The organism is Streptomyces sp. NBC_00878 (assembly GCF_026341515.1).
Lineage (GTDB): Bacteria > Actinomycetota > Actinomycetes > Streptomycetales > Streptomycetaceae > Streptomyces.
Genome location: NZ_JAPEOK010000001.1, coordinates 600,516 through 625,448, shown reverse-complemented (window position 1 = coordinate 625,448; position 24,933 = coordinate 600,516). Strand labels below are relative to the sequence as shown.

Sequence of the window (24,933 nt, the reverse complement as noted above, 5' to 3'; positions counted from 1 at the left end):
CGGCCGGGCAGTCCCGGCCGGGCTCTTCTCGGTCAGTCGTTCTGGTGTCTGGTCAGCCGACGGTCCACTTCTGGTTGGCCGCGCCGCTGCACGTCCAGAGCTGGAGCCGGGTGCCGTTGGCGGAGTTGTTTCCCGTCACGTCCAGGCACTTGTTGGCCTGTGGATTCACGATGTCACCGGCCGCGCTGACCACCCAGCGTTGATTGGCCCCGCCCCCGCAGTCCCAGAGCTGCACGGTCGAGCCGTCCGTCGTGCCGTTGCCCGTGATGTCCAGGCACTTGCCCAGCGCTCGGATCGAGCCGTCGGAGGACACGGTCCACTGCTGGGCGGCGCTGCTGTTGCAGTCGTAGAGCTGAACGGGCGTGCCGTTGGCGGAACTCGCGCCCGCCACATCGATGCACTTGCCCGCGAGCCCCCTGATCGGCGCACCGCCGGCGCCGTCGCTCGTGGTCACCTTCACCTCGTCCACGACGAGTTGCTGAGGGAACACGGTGGAGCCGTTCGGGTCGCCCGGCCAGTAGCCGCCCACCGCGAGGTTGAGGATCAGGAAGAACGGCTTGTTGAACACCCACTGCCTGCCGCCCAGGTCGGCGGGGGTGCGCCGCTGGTAGACATTGCCGTCCACGGACCAGGTGATCGCGTCCGGGCTCCAGTCGATGGCGAAGGTGTGGAAGGCGTCCGCGAAGGCCTGTCCGCCCGGCAGCGAGTAGGCGCCGCCGATGCCGCCCGAGCCGGAGTAGCCGGGGCCGTGCAGCGTGCCGTGGATCGTCGAGGGCTCGAAGCCGACGTTCTCCATGATGTCGATCTCGCCCGAGTTGGGCCAGCCGACCTGCCCGATGTCGTTGCCGAGCATCCAGAAGGCGGGCCACATGCCCTGGCCGCGCGGCACCTTCAGCCGGGCCTCGACCCGGCCGTACGTCGTCGTGAACTTGCCCGCCGTGTTGAGGCGGGCCGAGGTGTATTCACAACGCCCGTACCAGCACTGGTAGTTGTTCGGATTCTCGCGGCGGGCCGTGATCACCAGGTGGCCCTGGCCGTCCAGGGCCGCGTTGTTGGCGCCGGCTGTGTAGTACTGCCGCTCGTGGTTGTTGACGTTGTCGCCGGTCTCGATCTGCCATTTCGAGGAGTTGACGGCCGAACCGGCGGCACCGTCGAAGGTGTCCGAGAACGTCACGGCCGCGGCGGCCCTGGGCTCGGGAGCCGCCTGCCCGGCGGCGGCCTGCCCCGCGTCGGCCTGCGCGGGCAGGACGGCGGCGGAGGCGAGGAGCACGGCGGACAGGGTGGCGAGGAGGCATCTGCGGAGCAGGCGTGGCGAGTCCACGTCTCTCCCTTCCGTACGGCGATCCCGTTGGGGGACGGGCGCCGACTGAGGTGGGGGGTGCGTGCTTAGCCTCTTGATTTAAGAGGTGAAGTAAGGGGGCGTCAAGACTTTGGTACGGACCATTCGTTCACATCTCGACGCTCGCCCTTACTTCGTCAAGTCCCTTGCCTCCAGGCTCAGTTGCTGCCCGCCTCCGTGCCTTTGCCGCGGGGCTTCCGTGGATGCACCGCACGGTTCAGCCGTCGGCCGAGGAGCAGGTAACCGATCAGCGCCCCACTGGTGTTGAGAATGACGTCGTCGATGTCGAAGGCGCGCCCGGTGATCAGGGCCCCCTGCACCAGTTCGACCAGCAGCATCGCGGCCGCGGTCAGCAGGAGCACGCGCAGGATCCCGCGTGCCTTGGGGACCAGTACGGGCAACAGCACCCCGAAGGGGATGCCGAGGGCGAGATTGCCGCCGATCTGCCTGAACGCGTCACGCAGTTCGGGCTGGTCCAGATAGGCGCGCAGGGAGCGGCCGGGATGCAGGTTGCTGTGCGTCAGGGCCTCGGAGGCCGGCGAGGGCTGCAGCGTGATCCGGGCCAGCGCGGCGGCGAAGGCCACCATGGCCGCGAAGGCGACGAGCATGACCAAAAGTCGTACGACAAAGGGGAGTTGACGTCTCTTGCTGGGAGGCGCCGAGGCGGCGGGGGCGGACTTGGTGTCGGGGGAGCGCGACTTCTTGGTAGGAGGGCCGGGTTTCTTGGCGCTGGAGTGAGATGTGCGGCGGCGTAACACTGCGCGGGCCATTCAACCCTCCGGGTTTCAACTTCCGTCCGATGAAAGGCGAGTACCCCCGGAGTGGCCGAAGATGCCGACGGCTACATCAACTGCTCGACCGTTCCGGAAGCGCGGACAAGGCGAGCCCCGGACTCCGGCGGCTCGTCCTGAAGCCGCTGCGGGACTCCCAGTCCTGAGCCGCCGATTGCCCCGGCTTCTCTTCGCGCTGCCGGGGCAATCGGTGTGCTCAAGCAGGGCTCATCACCCGTACGTCACCTTCACCTCCTTGAAGCCCAGGGAACCCAGCAGCCCCTTGAGCATTCCGGTGGTGTTCTCCTCGGCGCGGGCGGTCAGCTCGGTCTTCTTCGCGGCGTCTCCGATGTGCCGCGCGGCGAGGCGCTGGACGGCACGCTCGTCGTTCGGGTTGTCCGAGAAGACATCGCCGAGCCGGTCGAGCAGACCGCGCTGCTTGGAGACGGCGTAGGACTGGTCGGGGTCGAGGGCGGGCTTGCCCAGGGCGGCGTGGGGGAGCTTGAGCGTGGCCGATGTGCGGTCCGCGTTGACCGTCACATCCTTCTCGCGGATCTTCCCGAGGTCGACATAGGCGTCCACGGTGCCCGCGCCCACGTACAGGGTGCGGGTGCCACGGACCGCGTCCGGCAGGTACTTGGTGTCCTTCTCCAGATCCACCACCACCTGGAAGTTGCCCGAGGCGGCGTCGTAACGGCTCATGTCCTGAATGGACTTGAGGAGCGTGGGGCCTGTCCGGTCGTGCGTTTCCTCGCGGAACACGTCACGCAGCCCGGGCAGCAGACTCAGCTGCAGCCCGGCGCCGAGTATCACCAGAACCAGCACGACCGCGCTGAGGATCTTGGCCCATCCGGGCATGCGCTTCAGGGACGTCGTCATGTGACCGTCCTCCTTCCACCCTTCCTAGTGCCCCTCAATTCCCTGACCAGACCGGGCTGTTGGCCGAATGGTCGACTTCTGCCCTCAGACGTCACACGAGCCTTCACGCGCCGCAGGGCGCGGCCCGGCACCACCGGCGTGAACCCGCGGAAGTCGCACGCCGTACCGAGACCGGGCTTTCCGCCCGTGGACAGGACGGACGAACGGCAGTACCGAATAGACGGAAGGAGACGGAGCACGCTCGCATCACCCGGGTGATCAGGAGGGCTTGCAGTGGCCAAGGCCAAGTTCGAGCGGACCAAGCCGCATGTCAACATCGGCACCATCGGGCACATCGACCACGGCAAGACGACGCTCACGGCGGCCGTGACGAAGGTCTTGCACGACAGGTTTCCCGACCTCAATCCGTACACGCCGTTCGAGCAGATCGACAAGGCGCCCGAGGAGCGGCAGCGCGGCATCACGATCTCGATCGCGCATGTCGAGTACCAGACGGAGCGGCGGCACTATGCGCACGTCGACTGCCCGGGGCACGCGGACTACATCAAGAACATGATCACGGGCGCGGCGCAGATGGACGGCGCGATCCTGGTGGTCGCCGCGACCGACGGTCCGATGCCGCAGACCAAGGAGCACGTCCTGCTGGCCCGCCAGGTCGGCGTTCCGTACATCGTCGTCGCGCTGAACAAGACGGACATGGTCGACGACGAGGAGATCCTCGAACTCGTCGAGCTGGAGGTGCGCGAGCTGCTCACGGAGTACGAGTTCCCGGGCGACGATCTCCCGGTGGTGCGGGTCTCGGCGCTCAAGGCCCTTGAGGGCGACGAGCAATGGGCCGCCTCCGTCCTCGAACTCCTCGCCGCCGTCGACGAGTTCGTGCCCGAGCCGGTGCGCGACGTGGACCAGCCCTTCCTCATGCCGATCGAGGACGTCTTCACCATCACCGGCCGCGGAACGGTCGTCACGGGCCGCATCGAGCGCGGGGTGCTCCGTGTCAACCAGGAGGTCGAGATCATCGGCATCCACGCCCAGAAGACGAAGACGACGGTCACGGGCATCGAGATGTTCCGCAAGCTGCTCGACGAGGGCCGGGCCGGGGAGAACGTCGGGCTGCTCCTGCGCGGCGTGAAGCGCGAGGAGGTCGAGCGGGGGCAGGTCGTCATCAGGCCGGGATCGGTGATGCCGCACACGGAGTTCGAGGCGAGGGCCTACATCCTGTCGAAGGACGAGGGAGGCCGGCACACGCCCTTCTTCCACAACTACCGGCCGCAGTTCTACTTCCGCACGACGGACGTGACGGGGGTGGTGACCCTGCCCAAGGGCACCGAGATGGTCATGCCGGGCGACAACACCAGCATGCACGTCCAGCTGATCCAGCCGATCGCGATGGAGGAAGGGCTGAAATTCGCGATCAGGGAGGGCGGCCGCACGGTCGGCGCAGGACAGGTCACCAAGATCCTGAAGTAGCCGATGGGCGGATGGAGAAGGGAGGGGCGAGAAGGGAGAGGAGGGTCATAAGGACTCCGAGGCGGCCTCGGGCTGGCCGAGGGCCTCGTCCATGCTCGACAGCGGCGGCAGCACGTTGTCGAGCTCGGTGACGCGCAGGATGCGCAGGGTCAGCGGGTGGGTGCAGACCAGTTGCAGCCGGCCGCCCTGGGCGAGGACCCGGCGCCGGGCCCGGTACAGCAGCCGCAGGCCCGAGCAGTCGAGGAAGTCGATGTGCCGCAGGTCGAGGACGACTCGCGCGGCCGGGTGTCCCGTCGCCGCGTCCAGGGCCGGGACGATGTCCAGCGCCGCGATGATGTCGATCTCGCCGCGGAACTCCAGCACGGTGTGCCCGCGGTCCTGGTGGACACGCAGGTGAGGAGAGAACGGCGCTGGGTCGTTGCGCACGACGACATCACCTCCAACAGGGTCACCGGGGGCCAGGGTGACGTCGCTCGGTGAGCGTAGAAGCGGCACTGTGCGGCTGGCGGCCGCCAAAGCGTTCCCCATCCAGCAAGTTACCCCCGTGAGAGTGAATTTCAGCATGTTCGATTGACATATGTCTTCGATTTAGGGGACGTGTCGCCCTTCGGTTTCAGGACAGCGACTGCCAGGCCTTCGACAGTGCCTGCCGGAACTGGTCGGTCTGGTGCGCCGTGAGGTCCCGCACCATGCGCTCCTCCAGTTCCCGCACGGGCCCGGCGTGCCGGGCGAGCAGATCGCGGCCGGACTCGGTGAGGAGGATCAGCAGCTCGCGGCGGTTGCGGGGATTGCGCTCGCGCCGTACGAGTCCGCGGGTCTCCAGAGCCCGGATCACGTCGGCCACGGACTGCGCGGTCACGAACGAGTCGCGTGCGAGCTGCGCCGCGGACAGGCCGTCGTGCCGCTCCAGGACGGTGAGCGAGGTGTACTGCAGCGCTGTGATCCCCGACGGTTTCAGCAGCTCGTCGAGGTGGGACCGCACGACGAGTTCCACCTGCTTGACCATGTACAGGAGGGACGGGGGTGCCTTGGTGACGACCATGCGTCCAGCCTAGGCCATTGACAGGAAACCTGTGTGTAATGAGACTGCGAACCAACAGGAATCCTGTTGATTGAAATCTTGGTGATCAAGGCTGAGGAGTGGGCAATGACGACCACCTTCGAGAGCGGGCCCGGGCAGTTGTTCATCGGCGGACAGTGGCACGAGGCGGCCGACGGAGCGCGTACGGACGTGTTCGATCCGTCCACCGGTCAGGTGGTCACGACGGTCGCGGAGGCCTCGGCAGCCGACGTCGACACGGCTGTACGCGCCGCTCGGGAGGTGTTCGACAACGGACCCTGGGCCGCCATGAGCGGCCGCGAGCGGGGCCGCGTGCTGCACCGCGTCGCCGAACTGATCCGGGAGAACGCCGACGAGATCGCGGCCCTGGAGAGCCAGGACGTGGGCAAGCCGATCACGCTGTGCCACGCCGTCGACGTGACGAACGCGGCCAACGACTACGAGTACTACGCCTCCCTCGCCTGGACCCTGGACGGCGCGACCCGCGACACCCCGCTCAACGGACTCGCCTACACCAAGCCCGGTCCGATCGGTGTCGTCGCCGCGATCACGCCCTTCAACTTCCCGCTGATCCTCTCCGGTTCGAAGATCGCCCCGGCCCTCGCGGCAGGCAACACGGTGGTGCACAAGCCCGCCGAGGAGACCCCGCTCAGCGCCCTCTACATGGCCGGTCTGCTCCAGAAGGCGGGCGTCCCGGACGGCGTCCACAACGTCGTCACCGGTACGGGACCGGTCGCGGGCGAGGCGCTGCTGCGCAACCCCGGCGTCGACAAGATCGCCTTCACCGGGTCGACCGCGGTCGGCCGGCACGCGGCGAGCGTCGCCGGCGAGGGCCTGAAGCCGGTCACCATGGAGCTCGGCGGCAACGCGGCGCACATCGTCTTCGGGGACGCCGACGTCGAGAAGGCCATCGGCGCGGTCATCAAGGCGTTCGTCTTCAACACCGGCCAGTTCTGCATGGGCGGCCCGCGCCTCCTCGTCGCGCGCCCGCTCTACGACACCGTGATCGGCATCCTCGCCGACGCCGTCCCCGGCGTACCGGTCGGCGACCCCCGGGAGCCCGAGACCGTCGTCGGCCCGATGGCGGGGGAGCGGCACCTGAAGAAGGTCGAGGAGTACGTCGAACTGGCCCGCAAGGAGGGCGGCCGCATCGTCTGCGGCGGTGAGCGCCTCGACCTGAACGGCGGCTACTACTACAAACCCACGGTCATCGCGGGCCTGTCGAACGACTCCCGCGTGGTCCAGGAGGAGGTCTTCGGCCCCGTCCTCACCGTGCAGCCCTTCGACTCCGAGGACGAGGCCGTCGAACTCGCCAACTCCACCTCGTACGGCCTGGCTTCGGGCCTGCAGACCACCGACCTCGCCCGCGCGCACCGCGTCGCCGACCGGCTTCAGGCGGGCATCGTGTGGGTGAACGACTGGGCGATGCTCGACCCCGCGGTGCCCTTCGGCGGGGTCAAGGCCTCCGGCTTCGGCCGCGAGTACGGGCCCGAGGCGCTCGCTTCCTACACCAAGGTCAAGTCGGTCGTCATCTCGTTGGACTGAGCGCCCCCGCAGCCATGCGCACCCTCAGCCTCGCCTTCGCCCGACTCTTACCCCACCCCCACCCTCACCCTCGCCCAAGGGAGTTCGCCGTATGTCCACCACCACTCGCGCAGCCGTGGTCGAGTCCGGGGGAGCGCCCTTCACTCTCGCCGACGTGGAGCTCGACGAGCCCCGCGCCCACGAGGCCCTGGTCCGTATCGTGGCCGCGGGCCTGTGCCACACGGACCTCGGGGCGGCGAGCGGCGGCCTGCCGTTCCCGCTGCCCGGCGTCCTCGGGCACGAGGGAGCCGGTGTCGTCGAGGCCGTCGGCCCGGACGTCACCGGCGTCGGGCCCGGCGACCACGTCGTGCTGTCCTTCACCTCCTGCGGCTCCTGCCGCAACTGCCGTGACGGCCACCCGGCGTACTGCGCCACCTGGCTGCCGCTGAACCTCCTCGGCGGTCGCCGCGCCGACGGCTCCGCCACCATCAGCCGGGACGGGGCACCGCTCGGCGGTCACTTCTTCGGCCAGTCCTCCTTCGCCGAGCGGGCGTTGGTGGACGAGCGCAGCCTCGTCAAGGTCGACAAGGACCTGCCGCTGGCATCCCTGGCGCCGCTGGGCTGCGGCGTACAGACCGGAACGGGCGCCGTGTGGAACGTTCTTGGGCCCCGCATGGGGGACACGCTCCTGGTCCTCGGCGCCGGTGCGGTCGGTCTGTCGGCGGTGATGGCCGCGGCGCTGACGCCCGCGACCACGGTGATCGCCGTCGACAAGGTGACCGAACGGCTGGAGCTGGCACGGGAGTTGGGTGCCACCCACACCGTGAACGCCAATGAGGCGGACATCGTCGACGCGGTCGGGCTGATCACCGGCGGGGCGGGCGCCGACGGGGTCGTGGAGACCACGGGGAACGTCATCGTCCTGCGCAAGGGCGTGGAGGCGCTCGCGGCACGCGGTACGGCGGTGATCGTCGGCGCCCCGCCGTTCGGTGCGGAAGTCGCCCTGGACGTCAACGGAATGCTCGGCGGCAAGCGGCTGGTGGGCCTGACACTCGGCGACCAGGAGACTCAGACCGCGATCCCGACCCTGGTGAACCTGGTCCGCGAGGGCCGACTTCCGCTGGACCGGCTGATCACCACCTACGCGTTCGAGGACATCGCCCAGGCGGTACAGGACATGGGCGCAGGCAAAACGATCAAGCCGGTACTCACGTTCACCTAATATCCAGAGCTTCACAACAGCGCGCCCCTTCAGGGGCGCGGGGCTGTGACATGGTGCGGCTTCCGCCGCGCGGGCGCGACGAGCCACAACAGGCCCGCAGCCAAACACCATCCTGTGGCACCCCGCGCCCGGCACAGCCCTACCGAACCTGAAGAACAAGCTTCCCCGCAGTCCGCCCCGTATCGCCCAGCGCATGCGCCTTCGCGGCGTCGGCCAACGGAAACACCTCGGCGACCGCGGCACGCAGCCGCCCCGCGGCGACAAGCCCGGCGATCGCACGCATCCCGGCCTGATCGGCCTCCACGAGCAGCTCCGCCGCTCGCACGCCGAGCCCCCGCGCCTCCTCGGCGAGCGCCGGCGACCCGGACGGCAGGATCGACACCAGCAGCCCGCCCGGCCGAAGGATCTTGAGCGACCGCGACCGATAGTCGCCCCCGACCGTGTCCAGCACTACGTCAACATCTCCCACGGCCTCGGCGAAGTCGGTCTCCCGATAGTCGACCGCCTCATCGACGCCCAGGCTCCGCAGGAACTCGTGCTTCCCCGAGCTGGCCGTACCGATCACATACGCCCCCCGCTCCTTGGCGATCTGCACGGCCAGATGCCCCACCCCGCCGGCCGCGGCGTGGATCAGCACCCGTTGCCCCGGCCGGACGTCCGCCGTGTCGGCCAGTGCCTGCCAGGCGGTCAGCGCGGCCAGCGGAATCGCGCCCGCCTGTGTGTGGTCGACCTCGGCCGGCTTGTGCGCGAAGGCGCGCGCGGGACCGGTGACGTACTCGGCGTGCGCACCGGCGCCGTACGGATACGGCAGCATGCCGAAGACCTCGTCGCCCGGCTTGTGGAGGGTGACGCCGAGGCCGATCGCCTCGACGACCCCGGACACGTCCCAGCCGAGGACGAACGGCGGCTTCCCGAGGAAGTTGCCGTTCGCCCGGTGCTTCCAGTCGGTCGGGTTGAGACCCGCGGCGTGCACCCGGACCAGCACCTCGCTCGGCCCGGGCCTCGGGATCTCCAGTTCCACTTCCTTGAGGACCTCGGGACCGCCGAGGACGTCCTGACTGATCGCGCGCATCGTGTTCTCAGTGCTCATGCGCTCCAGCCTGCCGGGCCCTCACCATCGAGAAAATGGCACGATTGCCATTGTTCGATAGGATCGTGCCATGCATGACATGCTGCGAACGCACCGCGGGGAGTGCCCCGAACCCGCCGAGCACCTCCGGCACGGGGAGTACGACGGACCCGTGGAGCGGGTCGTCGTCCTGGCTCTGGAGGGCGTCTACCCCTTCGAACTCGGCATCCCGAAGCGGGTCTTCGGCTCGGCCGAGGGCCGGTACGAGGTCCGGACCTGCACGGTCGACGGGCAGCCGGTGCGCAGCAGCTCGGACTTCTCGATCACCGTCGAGCACGGTCCCGAAGCGTTGCGCACGGCCGACACCGTGGTCATCCCGCCGTTCGCCCTGTCGCAGATCGACGCCGGTCTCCCCGAGGAGGTGGGCGCCGCGCTGCGGGCCATCCGGCCGGACGCCCGGATCGTCTCCATCTGCACGGGGGCCTTCGTCCTGGCGGCGGCGGGGATGCTCGCCGGACGCCGGGCGACGACGCACTGGCAACTGGCGCCGCTGTTCCGGAAGATGCACCCGGACGTGGACCTGGACGCCGACGTGCTGTTCGTCGACGAGGACTCCCTCCTCACCTCGGCGGGAGCCGCGTCCGGCGTGGACGTCTGCCTGCACCTCGTGCGCAAGGACCACGGCAGCGAGTTGGCCAACCGGGTGGCGCGGTCCTGCGTGGTGCCGCCGTGGCGGGACGGCGGTCAGGCCCAGTACATCGAGCAGCCCGTGCCCGAGCCCTCTGCGGCGGGCACCGCGGCCACCCGGCAGTGGGCGCTGGAGCGCCTCGGCGAGCCGCTGGCCCTGGCCGATCTGGCCGCCCACGCCCGGATGAGCCTGCGGACGTTCGCCCGCCGGTTCAACGACGAGGTCGGGATGAGCCCCGGCCGCTGGCTCATCCAGCAACGCGTCGTCCGCGCACGGCAGTTGCTCGAAGTCAGCGATCTTCCGGTGGACCAGATCGCGGGCGAGGTCGGCTTCGCCACGGGCACCTCGCTGCGTCAGCATCTGCACGCGGCGATCGGGGTGTCACCGCAGGCTTACCGGCGTACGTTCCAGGCCGCCCGGCAGAGCTGAACCGCCTGGAACGTACGGCGAAAAGAGGCAATGGGCCGCGCCTGACGTCCTACCGGTCGGCGTCCCAGCGGGTCGCGTGCAGCGCCACGAGCAGGCGCCACACCTTGTGGGCGATCTCCTCGGGGGTGGCCTCCACGAGCCCGTGCAGCCAGTCGGCGAGGACGCCCGCGAAGGTCGCGGCCACGGCGGAGGCGATGAGGGGGGCCTCCGGCGCGCCGACGAGTTCGCGCTCGGCGAGGCTGCGGGCGCGCAGGTCCCGGTGCAGGACGCGGCCGAGCGGGCCTGAGCCGCCCGGGCTCAACAGGGCGCGGTAGAGCGGGGCATGAGGGGGGAGGCCCGCGAAGAACGTGACCAGGGCGTCCGGCGCCGACCTGGGGTCGGGCCTGCCCCGCCAGGCGTGCAGGGCGTCCACGGCGTCCCGTACGACCTCGGCGCAGGCGTCGACGGCCAGCGCCTCCAGATCGGCGTAGTGCAGATAGAACGTGGCCCGGCCGACCCCGGCCGTGCGCGTCAGCGCCGCGACGCCGACCTCCGCGAGCGGCCGGCGGGCGCACTCGTGCAGGAGGGCCCGGCGCAGCTTGGCCCGGGTGCGCTCGGCCCTGGGGTCGGAGGTCACTGGGCGAGGAGGACGGCGGCCAGGGCGAGCCCGCCGGGCAGGACCTGCGCGAAGAGGATGCGGCGGTTCGCGGTGACCGTGCCGTACACACCCGCGACAATGATGCACACCAGGAAGAAGACCTGTGCGCGGAAGCCCGTGGGGTCGTCGGAGACCAGTCCCCAGACGAGGCCGGCTGCGAGAAAACCGTTGTAGAGCCCCTGGTTGGCGCCCAGCGCCGCGGTGGCCCGCGCCATCTCAGGGTCGAACCCGTGCAGTCCGCGCCCCGGCTTCTTCTCCCACAGGAACATCTCCAGAACCATGATGTACGCGTGCAGCGCGGCGACGAGGCCGACCAGCACGTTCGCGAGTATCTGCATGGGGGTGGGCTCCTTCAATGGGGAAAAAGTTCCTGGACAGGTGTCCACTATACATGGACACCTGTCCAGAAAATGACGACGCCGTTCGCGGCCCGGGGCGTCGCCGCGACGCTCACCGGGCCCGGGCCGCCCTCCTGAGCTTGAGCGCCCGCAGCGCCAGCTGCATCTCGAACTGGGTGGTGGGGTCGTGGAGCCGGTCGCCGAACAACTCGTCGAGCTGGCGCATGCGGTAGCGGACCGTCTGTGGATGGACGGCCAGTCGGGCGGCCACCTCGCTCGCGTTGTGGCCGCACTCCAGCCAGCTCAGGAGTGTCTCCGCGAGGCGCTCCCGCTGGGGCAGGCGGATCGTGTCCAAGGGACGCAGATGCCGGTCCGCCATCGCCTCCACCAGCGCCTCGTCGCGGAACAGCATCAGCGTGGCCAGATGGTCCCGGCAGCGCACCATCTCCGTGTCCGGGAGCACACCCCGCCGGGCCAGAGCGAGCGCCTCGGTCGCCCACCGCAGCGACCTCGCGCCCTCCTGGAGCGCGACGCTCGGCCCCATGACGGCCCGCAGGCCCTGCAGCGCACCGGCGACGGCACGCGCCCTGCCCGGGCCCTCCGGATCGGGCACCACCAGCACGGCCGGGCGCATGTCGAACCGGGCCAGGAACTCCGGCGGCACGATGGGCGGTTGCGCCGCCCCGGCCTGCGCCCCGTGGTCGATGACGACCACGGCCAGCGAGCGCGGCACCGGCCACTGCGCGGTGTGCGCGAGATCGGTGATCGCCGCGACCGACGCGGGCGGGTCCACGATCAGCAGATCGATCAGCCGCGTACGCCGCTGCTGCAACTCGCCGGCCGCGTGCAGCCGCGCCTCCGTGTACCCCGCCGTCGTCGCGGCCGCCATCTCGTCGAGGTGCAGGAACAGCGCCTCACCGAACGCGGCCAGCACATGACGCGGCAGCAGATCCGCGTCGACCAGCGCGTTGATCCGACGCCACGTCACCCGGGCGCCGAGCCGCAGCGCCGACTGGAAGGCGTCGAGACTGCGCCCCTCGTCCGCCTCACCCCGGCCGATGCGCTGATACGTCGCCTTCACCGGCTCCCAGTCGGTGTCGGGCTTGGCCATGCGCTCCAGGAACCCCTGCAACGCGTGCTCCACGCCCCGGTGCACGACCTGCATGTACGTGTCGTCCGTCGGCCGCGCGTACTCCGGGATCTCGGTTCTGATCGCCCGTGCGACCTCTTCCGTGATGTCGGCGAAGAACGGTCTGAGATGGTCGTGCAGACCCGAAGGGAACGCCTTGAACGGGCCGTGGGCCTCCTCGGCCCTCGCCGTGGCGTTCGTCGCCTCGATCTTCTCCAGAATGCGGAATCCGCTCACACAGCGGCTCCTTCTGCGCACGGGAAGTAGGGCATCGTGACGATACCCGCACGGATTCTGCCGAGCTTCGTCGGTGACTGACAGACCCGCACCAGGGGCTTGTCACTTCACGACAAGGGGAAACCTGCTCCGCGCCACCACCCGCCGATGACGTCCACGACGGCGCAGCGTCACCAGCGTCACGAACGCGCCCGCGAGGACGCAGCACGCCGCGAGCCGGAGCCCGAGGGCGTAGCCCTCCAGGAACGCGCCGCGCGGATCGGCGCCGGAACGCAGCTCGGAGCCTTCACGCCGAGTGAGGACCACGCCCACCAGAACCACCCCGAACACCCCGGAGACCTCGCGCGCCGCGCTCACCAGGCCGGTCGCCATCCCCATCCCGGTCTCCGGAACCCGCGCGAGACAGCGGACGGTCAGCGGAGTGGTGAAGGCGGAACCCCAGCCGATCAGCACCAGCCCCGGTTGCAGTTCCCAGAAACCGGCCCGCGCACCCGCACCCGAGACGTACAGCAGGCCGACCGCCACCAGGCAGAGACCCGCCGCGATCGAGACATGGGCGCCCAGCGCACGGGCCGCCCGCTCGGCCACCGGCGTGCCGAGCAGCAGCGCGCCCGCCAGCGGCAGAAACGCGAGCCCCGCCCCGATCGGCGAGAAGCCGAGCACCCGCTGGAGGTAGAGCGCCGTGAAGAAGAACACCCCGTTGACGCCGATGCCCCACAGCACCTGCGCGACGATCCCGCCCGTGAGGAACCGGTCGCGCAACAGCCCCGGTTCGACGAGTGGCCGCGCGGTCCGGGCCTCCACCACGACGAACACACCGGCGGCGACCGCCGAAACACCCAGGCACAGCGGGACGGGCGCGGTACCGAACCCGTGCTCCTGACCCCGCACGAGACCGTACGTGAGCAGATAGAGCGCGAGCACCGACAGGAGTACCCCGGGCAGATCGAGGCCGCCGCGCCGAGGAGCGGACCGCGTGGACCGGGCGGGCACGGCCGGCATCAGCAGCAGCGCGATCAGCCCGAACGGGACGTTGAGCGCGAACACCCAGCCCCAGCCCCACCGTTGGGTGACGAAGCCACCTACCACGGGTCCCAGCGCCAGCGCCACGGCCAGCGCGGCCGTCCACAGACCAACGGCCGTCGAGCGCAGCCGCTCGGGCAGATCGACCGCGATGACGGCGAGCGAGGCCGGGATGACCAACGCGGCCCCGACCCCCTGCACCGTACGGGCCGCCGTCAGCGCACCCCCGCTGTCCGCGAGGGCGGCCGCCGCCGACGCCGCCGTGAAGACCATGATCCCGGCGGCCAGCACGGACCTGCGCCCGAACAGATCGGTCAGCCGCCCGCCGGGCAGCAGCAGCGCGCCGAAACTGAGCACATAACTGGCGGCCACCCACTCCAAGTCCGGCACCGTCAGGCCCAGTTCGCGCTGCACGGTCGGCAGGGCCACATTGATGACCGTGTTGTCGAGCGTCGTGATGAACCCGGTCAGCGTGAGCAGGGAGAACAGCGCGAACAGCCGTGCACGTCCCACGAGACGCTCCTTCCGCCGTCGCACGGATTGTCGGCGGGAGAGAGCCGCCCGGGCTCTGGCCCACGGCATGGAATCGACGGCACGCCTTTGTCAGCGAACTGACAGGAGGCGGCGGACGAACTGTCAGCACGTCGTCTAACCCACCGGTCGCCCGGAGGCGGAACCTGGGGCACCGCCCCAAGCGGACGCACGCACCCCCACCGTTCAACTCGCGCTGCCACCAACCCAGTTGGAGCCCTCATGACCTCCGTCCGGCCCGCCGCATCCGCCTCACTCACGGATCACCTGAGGCACTGGGCCGGACACCGGCCGCAGCAACGCGCCTTCAGCCACGTCGACTTCCCCGACAGCGCCCCCACGGGAGTGCACCGGGCACTCGGGTGGCGCGCCCTCGACACCCGGGCCAGAGCCGTCGCCGACCGACTCGTCCAGGTCACCTCCCCCGGCGAACGCGCCGCCCTCGTGCTGCCCCAGGGGCTCGACTACGCGGCCGGCTTCCTCGGCTGCCTGTACGCCCGCGTCATCGCCGTACCCCTCTTCGGTCCCCAACTCCCGGGCCACGAAGGGAGACTGGCGGCCGTCCTGGCCGACTGCGAACCGGCCTGTCTGCTCAGCGACTCCGAAACGGCCCGCGCGATGGATGAGTTCGTCCGCGAACGGGGCCTGCCGGAGGTCCCGGTCGTTCCCATCGACCAACTCCCCGTCCAGCGCGGCGGATTCATCGACACGGGCGCATCGTCGGCGGCGCCCGCGCCGGACGACATCGCCTACCTCCAGTACACCTCCGGCTCCACCCGCAGCCCGGCCGGCGTCATGATCAGCCACGCCAACGTCGTCGCCAACGCCCGCCAGGCGATCGACGCGTTCATCGCCGACCCGGAAGCCGCCACCACGGTCGGCTGGCTGCCCCTCTTCCACGACATGGGTCTCGTCCTCAGCATCGCCGCGCCCGTCGTGGGCGGCTTCCCGTCCGTCCTCATGGACCCCGCCGCCTTCCTCCAGGACCCGGCCCGCTGGCTGCGCCTCCTCGGCTCGTACGAGGGCACCGTCAGCGCCGCCCCGAACTTCGCGTACGACTACTGCGTGGCCCGCACCGACCCGGGGCTCGTCGACGAACTCCGCCTGGACCGCGTGCGGGTGCTCATCAACGGCAGCGAACCGGTGCGCGCCGGGACGGTGGACCGCTTCCACACGACATTCGGGCCCGCCGGGCTCGACCCGGCCGTGCACTGTCCCGCGTACGGCCTCGCGGAAGCCACCGTGTTCGTGACCGCGACCGCCCGCGACGAACCGCCCTCGGCGGTCGCCTGCCGCGCCGACGCGCTCACGGAGGGGCGGATCGAGGAGACGCCGGACGAGGGAGCGGCGGTGCTCGTCCCGTGCGGGGCGCCCGTCGGGCAGGAGCTGCGGATCGTCGGCGCGGACGGCGCCGTACTGCCGGAAGGGCGGGTCGGCGAGATCCGGTTGCGCGGCCCCAACATCGGGCTCGGCTACTGGAAGCGCGCCGGGCTCACGGCCGAGACCTTCGGCTTCGGCGCGGCCGGGGACTGGCTGCGCACCGGCGACCTCGGCGCCCTGCACGACGGGCGGCTCCTGGTCACCGGCCGCCTCAAGGACGTACTCATCGTGGACGGGCGCAACCACTACCCCCAGGACATCGAGGAGACCGTACAGACGGCCGTGGCCCTGATCCGCCGGGACCACCTCGCCGCGTTCGGAGTGACCAGGGCGGACGGGGTGGGGGAGGAGCTCGTCGTGGTCGCGGAGCACCGTCGGGACACCGAACCGACACCGGATGACACGCGGAACGCCGAACGGGTCGTACGCGCCGCGATCTCCGCCCGTCACGGACTGCGCCTCGGCGCACTGCTGCTCGTACCGCCGGGCTCCGTCCCCCGCACGAGCAGCGGCAAGGTGTCCCGCGCGGCAGCCCGGGCGCGCTTCCTCGGCGGCGGGTTCGGTCCGCGATGAACGTGTCGCGCACGGAGATCCGCGAGCTGGTCGCGGGCCGACTCCAGGACTGGTACGGGGTCAGCTCCCGCCAACTCCCCGACGACAGGCCCCTGGCGGAGGCCGGACTCACCTCCCGAGACGCGGTGGCGCTGACGGCCGACCTGAGCGAACTGGCCGGGAGACGCCTGCCGGACACGCTCCTGTGGGAGGCCCCGACGATCGACACACTGGTGACACGGCTTGGGGCGACGGCGCCCCTTCAAGGGCGCGGGGCTGTGACAAATGCGGCTCCGCCCCGTGGGCGCGTCCAGCCACAGACGACCGGCACCAACCGAACTACCGAACCGACCCCCGCCGTCGCCGTCATCGGCATCGGCTGCCGATTCCCCGGCGCCGTCACGTCCCCCGCCGAATACTGGCAACTCCTCACCGACGGCCGCGACGCGGTCACGACCCTTCCGCCCGGCCGCTGGGACCCCTTCGTCCGGGACCCGGACCGACTGCCGGACGACATGACCCGGCACGGCGCCTTCCTCGGCGGCCTCGACGACATCGCCGGCTTCGACGCCGAGTTCTTCGGCATCCCCGCCCACGAGGCCACCGCCATGGACCCCCAGCACCGCATGCTCCTCGAAGTCACCCGGGAGGCCCTCGACCACGCGGCCCTCACCGCGCCCGCGCTCGCGGGCACCCGCACCGGAGTCTTCGTGGGCATCAGCGGCAACGAGTACGCGCACCTCACGACCGCCGACCTCGCCGCCGTGGACGCCTGGACCGCCACCGGCGCGTCCATGAGCATCGCCGCGGGCCGCCTGTCGTACGCCCTCGACCTGCGCGGCCCCAGCCTGTCCGTCGACACGGCGTGCTCGTCGTCGCTGGTCGCGGTGCACCACGCCGTACGCAGCCTGGTGACGGGCGAGAGCGACACGGCACTCGCCGCCGGGGTCAACCTGCTCCTGACCCCCGCCGTCACCCTCGGCTTCCAGCGCGCGGGCGCCCTCGCCCCGGACGGCCGCTGCAAGGCCTTCGACGCCGCGGCCGACGGGATCGTCCGCGGCGAGGGCTGCGGAGTCGTCGTACTGAAACGGCTCCCGGACGCCGAACGCGACGGCGACCGCGTCCTGGCGGTGATCCGTGCGACGGCCGTCAACTCCGACGGCCGCTCCAACGGACTGACGGCCCCCAACTCCGAAGCCCAGCGCGCCCTCCTCGCCGAGGCGCACACCGCCCCGACGACCGTGGACTACGTGGAGGCGCACGGTACGGGCACCGCCCTCGGCGACCCGATCGAGGCGAGTGCCCTCGGCGCCGTACTCGGCCGCGACCGCGCCCTGGACCAGCCCCTCCTGATCGGCTCCGCCAAGACGAACCTCGGCCACCTGGAGGCGGCCGCCGGTATCGCGGGCCTGATCAAGACCGTGCTCGCCCTGCACCACGGCGAGATCCCCGCCCACCTGCACTTCACCCGCCCAGGCCCGCACGCCGACCTCGACGCGCTCGGCCTGCGAGTGGTCGGCTCGCCCGAACCCTGGCCCCGCTACTCGGGCAAGGCCACCGCGGGCGTCTCGGCCTTCGGCTTCGGCGGTACGAACGCCCATGTCGTCCTCGCCGAAGCCGAAGCCGAACACCGCCCGGCCGCCCGGGCGAATGGCCCTTCCGGGCGCCCCGCGCTCCTCCTGCTCGACGGGCCGACCAAGGAACGCGTCCGCGCCTACGCCGGTGAGCTCGCCGCCTGGCTGGACACCCCCGACAGCCGGCGGGTACGCGACTGCGACCTCGCCCGCACCCTCGCGGGGCGTATCGGCCGCGGCCGTCATCGCGCGGCCCTAGTCGTCCGGGATCGCACCGAGACGGTCACCGCACTCGGCTGCCTCGCCGCGGGCGCGCCCTCCCCGCACCTGATCACCGGGGAAGAACGACAGGGCGGGCCCGGACCGACGGTGTGGGTCTTCTCCGGCTACGGCTCCCAGTGGCCCGGCATGGGCAGCCAACTCCTCGCGACGGAACCGGTGTTCGCGGCCGTCATCGACCGGCTGGAACCGCTCCTGCGCACACACGCGGGCCTCTCCCTGCGCGCCGGTCTCCGACCCGACGCCGACCTCTCGACCCCCGCCACCGTCATGCCCGTGCTGTACGGCGTCCAGGTCGCCCTCGCCGAACTGTGGCGCTCGTACGGTCTCGAACCCGACGCCGTCGTCGGCCACTCCCTGGGCGAGATCGCGGCGGCGGTCGTGTCGGGCGCGCTGGACGAGGCCACCGGCGCCCGGATCGTCGCCGTACGAGCCCGGCTGCTGGCCCGGCTGACCGGCGGAGCAATGGCTGTCGTGGACCTCCCGGCGGCTGAAATCCCGCTGCTGGCAAGGGAGTTCGGCACACTGGAAGTGGCCGTGCACGCCTCGCCCGTGCAATGTGTGGTCACGGGCTCGGCCGAGGACGTGGCCGGGCTGGTCGCCCGGGTGACCGAGGGCGACGGCTTCGCCCGTTCGCTGGGGGTGTCGGCGGCGGGGCACTCGCCCGAAGTCGAGCCGCTGCTCCCGGAGTTCGCGCGGGAGCTGGGCGAGGTCAAGCACTCCGCGCCCCACTGCCGCCGCTACTCCACCGCGCTCGGCGATCCCCGCGAGGCCGCGCCCTGCGACACGGCGTACTGGGCGGCCAACCTGCGCAACCCCGTCCGCTTCGCACAGGCGGTGCGCGCCGCCGCCGAGGACGGACACCGTGTCTTCGTCGAAGTCGCCCCGCACGCGACGCAGTTGCACCCGCTCACCGAGACCCTGCATGACGCCGGCGCCGAGGACGCGCTGATCGTTCCCACGCTGCGACGCGGCACCGACGACGCCCTCGCCTTCCGCACCTCGCTGGCCACGCTGCTCGTCCATGGAGCGCGAGTGGCCCGGCCGCGCGAGGGCCTGCATCCCGAGGGCCGCATCATGGACGTCCCGCCGCCCCGCTGGCGGCATCGCCGCTTCTGGGCGGGGGAGGAGCCGGCCGAAGAGCCGCCCTCGGCCGCTGCCCTCGACCCCGCCGCCGGTCGTCTCGAACGGCTTCGGCTGTGCGTGGCCGCGGTGATGGGCTACAGCCCCGAACACCTCGACCCCGACACCCCGTTGACCGATCTCGGGCTGGACTCCCTGACGGCCGTGCGGATACGAGCCGCGGTGGAGCGGGAGTTCGACGTCGACGTAGAGCCAGGGGTGCTGATCAGGCGGGGAACGCTGAGAGGCGTGGCCGAGCTGTTGGGGCCCGGGCGAGAAGCGGGGGCCGGACGAGTACCGGAGGCCAAGGGAGAACCGGAGGCCGGGGGAGAACCGGTGACAGCGGCGGATTCCGCCCCCGTCACGCCCGTACGGCTCGTACGGCTTGCACGAGAGGAAGACGCGCCGCGCCGCCCCGCTCCCGGCGCACTCGTACACGAAGGGACCGCGAAACGGCCCGACGCCCCGGCCGCCTCCCTCCGCGTGTTCCCAGGAACCGGCCCCGGCACCCCCCTCTTCCTGGCCCACGCCGCGGGCGGATCCGCCGATGTCTACGCCCGGCTGGCCCGGCGCCTCGACGGCGACCGCCCGGTGTACGGGTTCGACCGGCAGGCCGACCCCGACGACGTACCCGGACGGGCCGCGGAGTTCGCCCGGAGCGTACGAGTGGCGCAGCCCAACGGCCCCTGGGCCCTTGGCGGTTGGTCGTACGGCGGTCTGGTCGCGCAGGAGGCGGTCCGGGTTCTCTCGCCGCACGGCCCAGTCTGTGCCCTGGTCCTGCTCGACTCGGTTCTGCCCCTGCCCACCCGCCTCGCCGCGACCGACCTTGCCCTGCGTCACTTCCGGGACTTCGCCGCGTACGTGGAACGCACCTACCGCACTCCGCTCGACCTGCCGTACGACGAACTCGCCGGGCTCGACGACGCGGGTCGGATCGACCTCGTCATCAAGGTGCTGAGGGACGCCGTCGAGCTGCCGGAAGCCGTCCTCGAACATCAGCGCACCTCCTACCTGGACCTCCGCAGCGGCGAACGCCACCGGCCCGGCGGGTACGCGGGCCGCACCCTGCTCTACCGCGCGAGCGAGCCCGCACCGCACACCGTCCACGACCCCCGCTACGAACGCGACGACGCGACGCTCGGCTGGGAGGCGCACTGCGCCGATCTGACCGTCGTCCCGTTGCCCGGCCACCATCTGTCGCTGCTCGACCCACCGGTCGTCGACACGCTGGCCGCACTGCTGACACGCGATCTGCGGGACTCCTGAAGGGACTTGCCCCATGACTCGGATGGCTCGTACGACTCGGATGGTTCATAGGCGGAGATGTGCCGCTCTCGCGGTGACGACGGCCCTGCTCGGTACGGGAGTCGTGCTCAACGCTCCTCCCGCGAGGGCCGCTCCCGCTGCCGCGGTGGCCGAGGGCGCCACGGTCGTCGCCGAGAAGTGGCTCGACGCCCGAACCGTCGACCTCACGGTCGCCTCCCCGACGGTCGGCGCGTCCCTGCCCGTGCGGGTGGTCCTGCCGACCGGGTACGCCGCGCAACCCGACCGCACCTGGCCCGTGCTCTATCTCCTCCAGGGCGCGCACGACGACTACACGTCCTGGACGCGGGAGACGGACGTCGTCGACTTCCTGGCCGGTCAGGACGTGCTCACCGTGATGCCGTCGTCCGGCCCCACCGGCATCCCCACCGACTGGTGGAACTACGGCGGCGCCGGCGCACCGGACTACGAGACGTTCCAGGTCGACGAGTTGATGGGATTGCTGCGGCAGAAGTTCCGGGCGGGGACGAACCGTGCCGTCGCCGGTGTCTCCACCGGCGGCTACGGAGCCCTGGCCTTCGCCGCACGGCACCCCGGCACCTTCGGCGCGGCAGCCTCGTACAGCGGGATCCTCGACACCACGGCCTTCGGCATGCCGACCGTGCTCAACGCGATCGTCGCCCGGGAACAACTGCCGCCGCTGACCCTCTGGGGCAGCCCGCTGCTCCACCGCGACAACTGGAACCGGCACAACCCGTCCGCGCAGGCCGCCCACCTCAAGGGCACCAAGCTGTACGTGTCCCAGGGCAGCGGCCTGGCAGGCGGCGACTTCGACAACCTCGAAGGCGCGGTGCTCGAAGGCGTGCTCTGGTCCCAGGCGCACCGGTTCACCGAACGGCTGGACGCCCTGGACATCCCGGCCGAGGTGCACTTCTACAGCGGCGGAGCGCACGCGTGGCCGTACTGGCGGCAGGAGTTCAAGGCGTCGTGGCCCACGCTCGCGGCGGGCCTCGGCCTGAGCTGACCCGGGCCTCGGCCTGAACCGAGCCCTGGCCCGAGTCGACCCCCTGAAGGAGGAACCACCATGGATGCCCTGGCCGAGGCCGTCGTCGCGGGAGCCGCTCGCACCGAACTTGAGCACCTGCCCCCACCCGACCGCTTCACCGCCGCCCACCTGCGCGCGGAGGACGTGGACAGCTTCACCGGAGTCGCCGACAAGGACGTACGGAAGTCCATCCACATCGGCGCGGTACCGATGCCCGAACTCGCCCCGAACGAGGTGCTGGTGGCCGTCATGGCGAGCGGCATCAACTACAACACCGTCTGGTCGGCGATGTTCGAACCCATCCCGACCTTCGCCTTCCTCAAACACCTCGGCCGGCAGGACCGCTGGGCCGTCCGGCACGACCAGCCCTTCCACGTGCTCGGTTCGGACGCCTCCGGTGTCGTCGTGCGCACCGGTTCGGGGGTGCGCAGATGGCGGATCGGCGACCACGTCGTGGTGAGCCCGGTGTACGTCGACGAGGAGGACCCGGCGACCCACGCCGACGGCATGCTGGGCACGGGCATGCTGGCGTGGGGCTTCGAGACCAACTACGGAGGACTGGCCCACTACGCCGTGGCCCGGACCAGCCAACTCCTGCCCAAGCCCGCCCACTTGAGCTGGGAGGAGGCCGCCTCGAACCCGCTGTGCGCGGGCACGGCGTACCGCATGCTCGTCAGTGACCGGGGTGCCCGGATGACCCAGGGCGACGTGGTGCTGATCTGGGGTGCGGCGGGTGGCCTCGGCGCGTACGCGGTCCAACTCGTCCGCAACGGCGGGGGGATCGCCGTCGGTGTCGTCAGCAGCGAACGGAAGGCGGAGTACGCCCGGCGGCTGGGCTGTCACCACGTCATCGACCGGGCGGAGATCGGCCTCGGCGGCAGCGAGGCGCCCGCCGATCCCGCCGCGGTCGGCAAACGGCTCGGCAAGCTGATCCGGGCCGCGACGGGGGAGGATCCGCACATCGTCTTCGAGCACGTCGGCCGGGCCACCTTCGGCGTCTCGGTCTTCGTCGTCCGCCGTGGCGGAGCGGTGGTGACCTGCGGTTCGAGTACGGGTTACCGGCACGAGTTCGACAACCGGTATCTATGGATGCGGCTCAAGCGCGTCATCGGCAGCCACGGCTCCAACCTGCACGAGCAGGCCGCCGTGGGCCGCCTCCTCGACCTTGGCCATCTCGTCCCCGCGCTCACCGAGACCTACCCCCTCACCGACACGGCCGAGGCGGCCCGACTGGTCCAGAACAACGCCCACCTGGGCAAGGTCGGCGTGCTCTCGCTGGCCCCCACGCCCGGACGCGGCGTCACGGACCCCGAGCGGAGGGAGCGGATCACGCGTCGGGTGTGACGGCCCGCACCTTTCCTCGGCCCTTGGTGTCCGGCGTGACCACGCCGGACACCAAGGGCCGTTCGGCTGGACGGGCGGTCAAGACGCGCATATCCCTGCAATCCATGGTGTATTCACCCACCGCCTCGCACTTGCGTGCGATTGGGGTGGTTGGTAAAGGGATTTGTCGACTCGAAGGACCTGGACAGAGGGTGGCCAAAGCTTCACAGAACCGGGCCAGGGAGGTTGATCCGCAGTAGATCAAACCCGATAAGGTTCCCTGAGGCACAGCGAGTTGACGCGGCATCAACCGGTTGTCACTTGCTGCCCACGCATGCCCGTCGCGGGGTCACCACCGCGTGACGAGTGCTGCCCGAGATCCTCCCCCTCCCGTTCGATCGTGTTGCTTCGAAGGATGCAGATGGAACTTGCCACTCCGCCACCGGCGGCGCGGGCACCGGTCGCCTGGTACAGCTGGTGGCTGCTGCCGCTGGCCATAGGCGCTGGAACAGTCGTCGCCACCGTCGTGGGAACCGACCAGATCCGAATACCCGTGATCGTCACCGGAGTCGTCGCGACAGCGGCGAGTGCCTTCTCCGCACGGCTCCTCATCCGCTCCCAGAACCAACTGCGCAGCAGCGCGGGTGAGTTCAGGAACGCGCAGGCCGAGCACTCCCAGCAGTGGCAGCAGCACGTGGCCGGCCTGGAGCGGAAGTACGCCGCCGAGCGCTCGACCTACGACGCGCAGCTCGCCGAGCAGGCCAAGGTCTTCGAGGCGCGGATCGCCGAGCAGACGCAGGCCTGGCAGACCCAGCTGGACCTGCAGCTCGCGGCCGTTGCCCGGCTCGCCGAGGAGCAGCTGCCCGAAGCGCTGGAGCGCCTTCGGGCCGGTGACGCCATCGACGACGTGCTGCCCGCGGTCAACCAGTCCACCGAGGTCGGCGCCGACCTGCAGGCCGCACTGCGCAAGGTGCTCAGGACCGCGCTCATCGGCATGGAGCAGGAGCTCGACCGCTCCACCTCCGCCGAGCAGGCCGTCATCAGCATCGGCAGCCGTATCCACGTGCTGACCAGCAAGCTGCGCGGCCGTCTGCACGAGATGCAGGGCGAGCACGGCAGGCTGCCCTCCGTCGCCCAGGGTCTGATGGAACTGGACCAGCAGCTCGGCCCCGCCGACTCGCTGGCCGCGAGCATCGGCGTACTCGGCGGCTCGGACCGGCCCGGCCGCCAGTGGCAGGAACCGCAGCGGCTGCTCAGCGTGGTGCGCGGCGGCATCGGCCGGATCAAGGACTTCGACCGCGTCCAGGTCCAGCACCTGCCCGAACTCGGCGTCGACGGCGGCATGGTGGACCACCTCACGCTGATCTTCGCCCACCTCCTCGACAACGCGGCGCGCTACTCGCCGCCCACCGAGCCCGTGGTCGTCTCCGGCAAGGAGGTGCCCAACGGCGTCGGCATCGAGATCCAGGACTCCGGCAAGGGCCTGAACGAGGAGAAGAAGCAGGAGGCCCTCCAGTCGCTGGAGGGCTTGGCCCCCGGCCCAGGCCTCGGCGGAGTGTCCGAGGACGCCCACCTCGGTCTGCGCGTGGTGGGAGCCCTGGCCCGCCGGTACGGCATCAGGGTCACCTTCGCGGACTCGCCCTGGCTCGGTACCTCGGTGGTCATCGTCGTACCTCACAAGTACTTCAGCCAGTTGCCGGCCGCCGTCACGGCGACGGCTCCGGCCGCTGAGGTCGCCGCCGCGGCGGGTGCCGGTTCGGCCCCGGCCGAGGAAACGGACCAGGCCGAACCGGAGGAGACCGGGGACACCACTCCCGGCGGGCTGCCCAGGCGCCGCCGACGAGCCGAGTCCGAGAGGCCCAGGGCGGCCGCACGCGAAGACGAGTCCGCCGCCACCGCCTCGCACGCGGTGCCGCCCGACGAGTCCTTCACCGGCCTGGCCGCCTTCGCCACGGCCGGACGTGAGCCGGCCGCCGGGCGCGAGCCGGCCGCCGGACAAGGGCCGGCAGCCGGCGTTGAGTCCACAGAGCAACGCACTGAAGAGAGCGACTAG

Annotated in this window: 19 protein-coding genes; 9 read left to right on the top strand and 10 right to left on the bottom strand. The window is 71.0% G+C overall.

The genetic code is table 11. The features are described 5' to 3' along the window. Positions 1-52 precede the first annotated feature (52 nt). The 3 genes from OHA11_RS02380 to OHA11_RS02370 form a co-directional block, all read right to left on the bottom strand. Positions 53-1,321 carry a ricin-type beta-trefoil lectin domain protein gene (locus tag OHA11_RS02380; RefSeq protein ID WP_266491480.1) on the bottom strand — a complete coding sequence of 423 codons (1,269 nt, stop codon included), beginning with the start codon at positions 1,319-1,321 and terminating at the stop codon, positions 53-55. Positions 1,322-1,497: 176 nt separating this feature from the next. Next, positions 1,498-2,109, bottom strand: coding sequence for a VanZ family protein (locus OHA11_RS02375; protein ID WP_266491479.1), 612 nt, complete (start codon positions 2,107-2,109; stop codon positions 1,498-1,500). A 231-nt stretch (positions 2,110-2,340) separates the two neighbouring features. Further along, the gene (locus OHA11_RS02370) at positions 2,341-2,988 is read right to left on the bottom strand and encodes a DUF4230 domain-containing protein (RefSeq protein ID WP_266491478.1); all 648 of its coding nucleotides are present in this window, start codon (positions 2,986-2,988) and stop codon (positions 2,341-2,343) included. A 273-nt stretch (positions 2,989-3,261) separates the two neighbouring features. On the opposite strand from OHA11_RS02370, the gene tuf reads away from it, so the two are divergent. Further along, positions 3,262-4,455: an elongation factor Tu gene (tuf, locus tag OHA11_RS02365; protein ID WP_266491477.1), complete on the top strand. Its 1,194-nt coding sequence runs from the start codon at positions 3,262-3,264 to the stop codon at positions 4,453-4,455. 45 nt (positions 4,456-4,500) lie between these two features. On the opposite strand, the gene OHA11_RS02360 is transcribed toward tuf, so the two are convergent. Both OHA11_RS02360 and OHA11_RS02355 read right to left on the bottom strand, forming a co-directional pair. Further along, positions 4,501-4,881, bottom strand: coding sequence for an anti-sigma factor antagonist (locus OHA11_RS02360; RefSeq protein ID WP_266491476.1), 381 nt, complete (start codon positions 4,879-4,881; stop codon positions 4,501-4,503). A gap of 187 nt (positions 4,882-5,068) precedes the next feature. Further along, the gene (locus OHA11_RS02355; protein ID WP_266491475.1) at positions 5,069-5,497 is read right to left on the bottom strand and encodes a MarR family winged helix-turn-helix transcriptional regulator; all 429 of its coding nucleotides are present in this window, start codon (positions 5,495-5,497) and stop codon (positions 5,069-5,071) included. A 105-nt stretch (positions 5,498-5,602) separates the two neighbouring features. Between OHA11_RS02355 and OHA11_RS02350 the strand changes: the two genes are divergently transcribed. Beyond that, positions 5,603-7,060 (top strand): aldehyde dehydrogenase, encoded by a 1,458-nt coding sequence (locus OHA11_RS02350; RefSeq protein ID WP_266491472.1) that lies wholly within the window; start codon positions 5,603-5,605, stop codon positions 7,058-7,060. Positions 7,061-7,151: 91 nt separating this feature from the next. Further along, complete coding sequence (locus OHA11_RS02345; protein WP_266491470.1) at positions 7,152-8,261, top strand: NAD(P)-dependent alcohol dehydrogenase; 1,110 nt, start codon at positions 7,152-7,154, stop codon at positions 8,259-8,261. A 139-nt stretch (positions 8,262-8,400) separates the two neighbouring features. On the opposite strand, the gene OHA11_RS02340 is transcribed toward OHA11_RS02345, so the two are convergent. Continuing rightward, the gene (locus tag OHA11_RS02340; protein ID WP_266491467.1) at positions 8,401-9,351 is read right to left on the bottom strand and encodes an NADP-dependent oxidoreductase; all 951 of its coding nucleotides are present in this window, start codon (positions 9,349-9,351) and stop codon (positions 8,401-8,403) included. A 70-nt stretch (positions 9,352-9,421) separates the two neighbouring features. On the opposite strand from OHA11_RS02340, the gene OHA11_RS02335 reads away from it, so the two are divergent. After that, positions 9,422-10,447: a GlxA family transcriptional regulator gene (locus tag OHA11_RS02335; protein WP_266491465.1), complete on the top strand. Its 1,026-nt coding sequence runs from the start codon at positions 9,422-9,424 to the stop codon at positions 10,445-10,447. A 49-nt stretch (positions 10,448-10,496) separates the two neighbouring features. On the opposite strand, the gene OHA11_RS02330 is transcribed toward OHA11_RS02335, so the two are convergent. From OHA11_RS02330 to OHA11_RS02315, 4 genes are all read right to left on the bottom strand, one after another. Further along, positions 10,497-11,063 carry a TetR/AcrR family transcriptional regulator gene (locus OHA11_RS02330; RefSeq protein WP_266491464.1) on the bottom strand — a complete coding sequence of 189 codons (567 nt, stop codon included), beginning with the start codon at positions 11,061-11,063 and terminating at the stop codon, positions 10,497-10,499. After that, positions 11,060-11,422: a DUF1304 domain-containing protein gene (locus tag OHA11_RS02325; protein WP_266491462.1), complete on the bottom strand. Its 363-nt coding sequence runs from the start codon at positions 11,420-11,422 to the stop codon at positions 11,060-11,062. The genes OHA11_RS02330 and OHA11_RS02325 overlap by 4 nt, the downstream gene beginning before the upstream one ends. Before the next feature lie 112 nt (positions 11,423-11,534). Beyond that, positions 11,535-12,788, bottom strand: coding sequence for a CdaR family transcriptional regulator (locus OHA11_RS02320; protein WP_266491461.1), 1,254 nt, complete (start codon positions 12,786-12,788; stop codon positions 11,535-11,537). 102 nt (positions 12,789-12,890) lie between these two features. Further along, entirely contained in the window at positions 12,891-14,324 is a 1,434-nt protein-coding gene (locus OHA11_RS02315) for an MFS transporter (protein ID WP_266491460.1), read from the bottom strand. 240 nt (positions 14,325-14,564) lie between these two features. On the opposite strand from OHA11_RS02315, the gene OHA11_RS02310 reads away from it, so the two are divergent. From OHA11_RS02310 to OHA11_RS02290, 5 genes are all read left to right on the top strand, one after another. Next, on the top strand, positions 14,565-16,295 hold the full coding sequence (locus OHA11_RS02310; protein WP_266491459.1) for a fatty acyl-AMP ligase: 1,731 nt from the start codon (positions 14,565-14,567) through the stop codon (positions 16,293-16,295). Continuing rightward, positions 16,292-20,515 carry a beta-ketoacyl synthase N-terminal-like domain-containing protein gene (locus OHA11_RS02305; RefSeq protein ID WP_266491457.1) on the top strand — a complete coding sequence of 1,408 codons (4,224 nt, stop codon included), beginning with the start codon at positions 16,292-16,294 and terminating at the stop codon, positions 20,513-20,515. The genes OHA11_RS02310 and OHA11_RS02305 overlap by 4 nt, the downstream gene beginning before the upstream one ends. Before the next feature lie 73 nt (positions 20,516-20,588). Beyond that, a complete protein-coding gene (locus OHA11_RS02300) occupies positions 20,589-21,536 on the top strand; it encodes an alpha/beta hydrolase family protein (protein ID WP_266491456.1) in 948 nt (315 codons plus the stop codon). Between the two features lie 60 nt (positions 21,537-21,596). Further along, positions 21,597-22,901: a crotonyl-CoA carboxylase/reductase gene (gene ccrA, locus OHA11_RS02295; protein WP_266491454.1), complete on the top strand. Its 1,305-nt coding sequence runs from the start codon at positions 21,597-21,599 to the stop codon at positions 22,899-22,901. Positions 22,902-23,301: 400 nt separating this feature from the next. Continuing rightward, entirely contained in the window at positions 23,302-24,933 is a 1,632-nt protein-coding gene (locus tag OHA11_RS02290; RefSeq protein ID WP_266491452.1) for an ATP-binding protein, read from the top strand.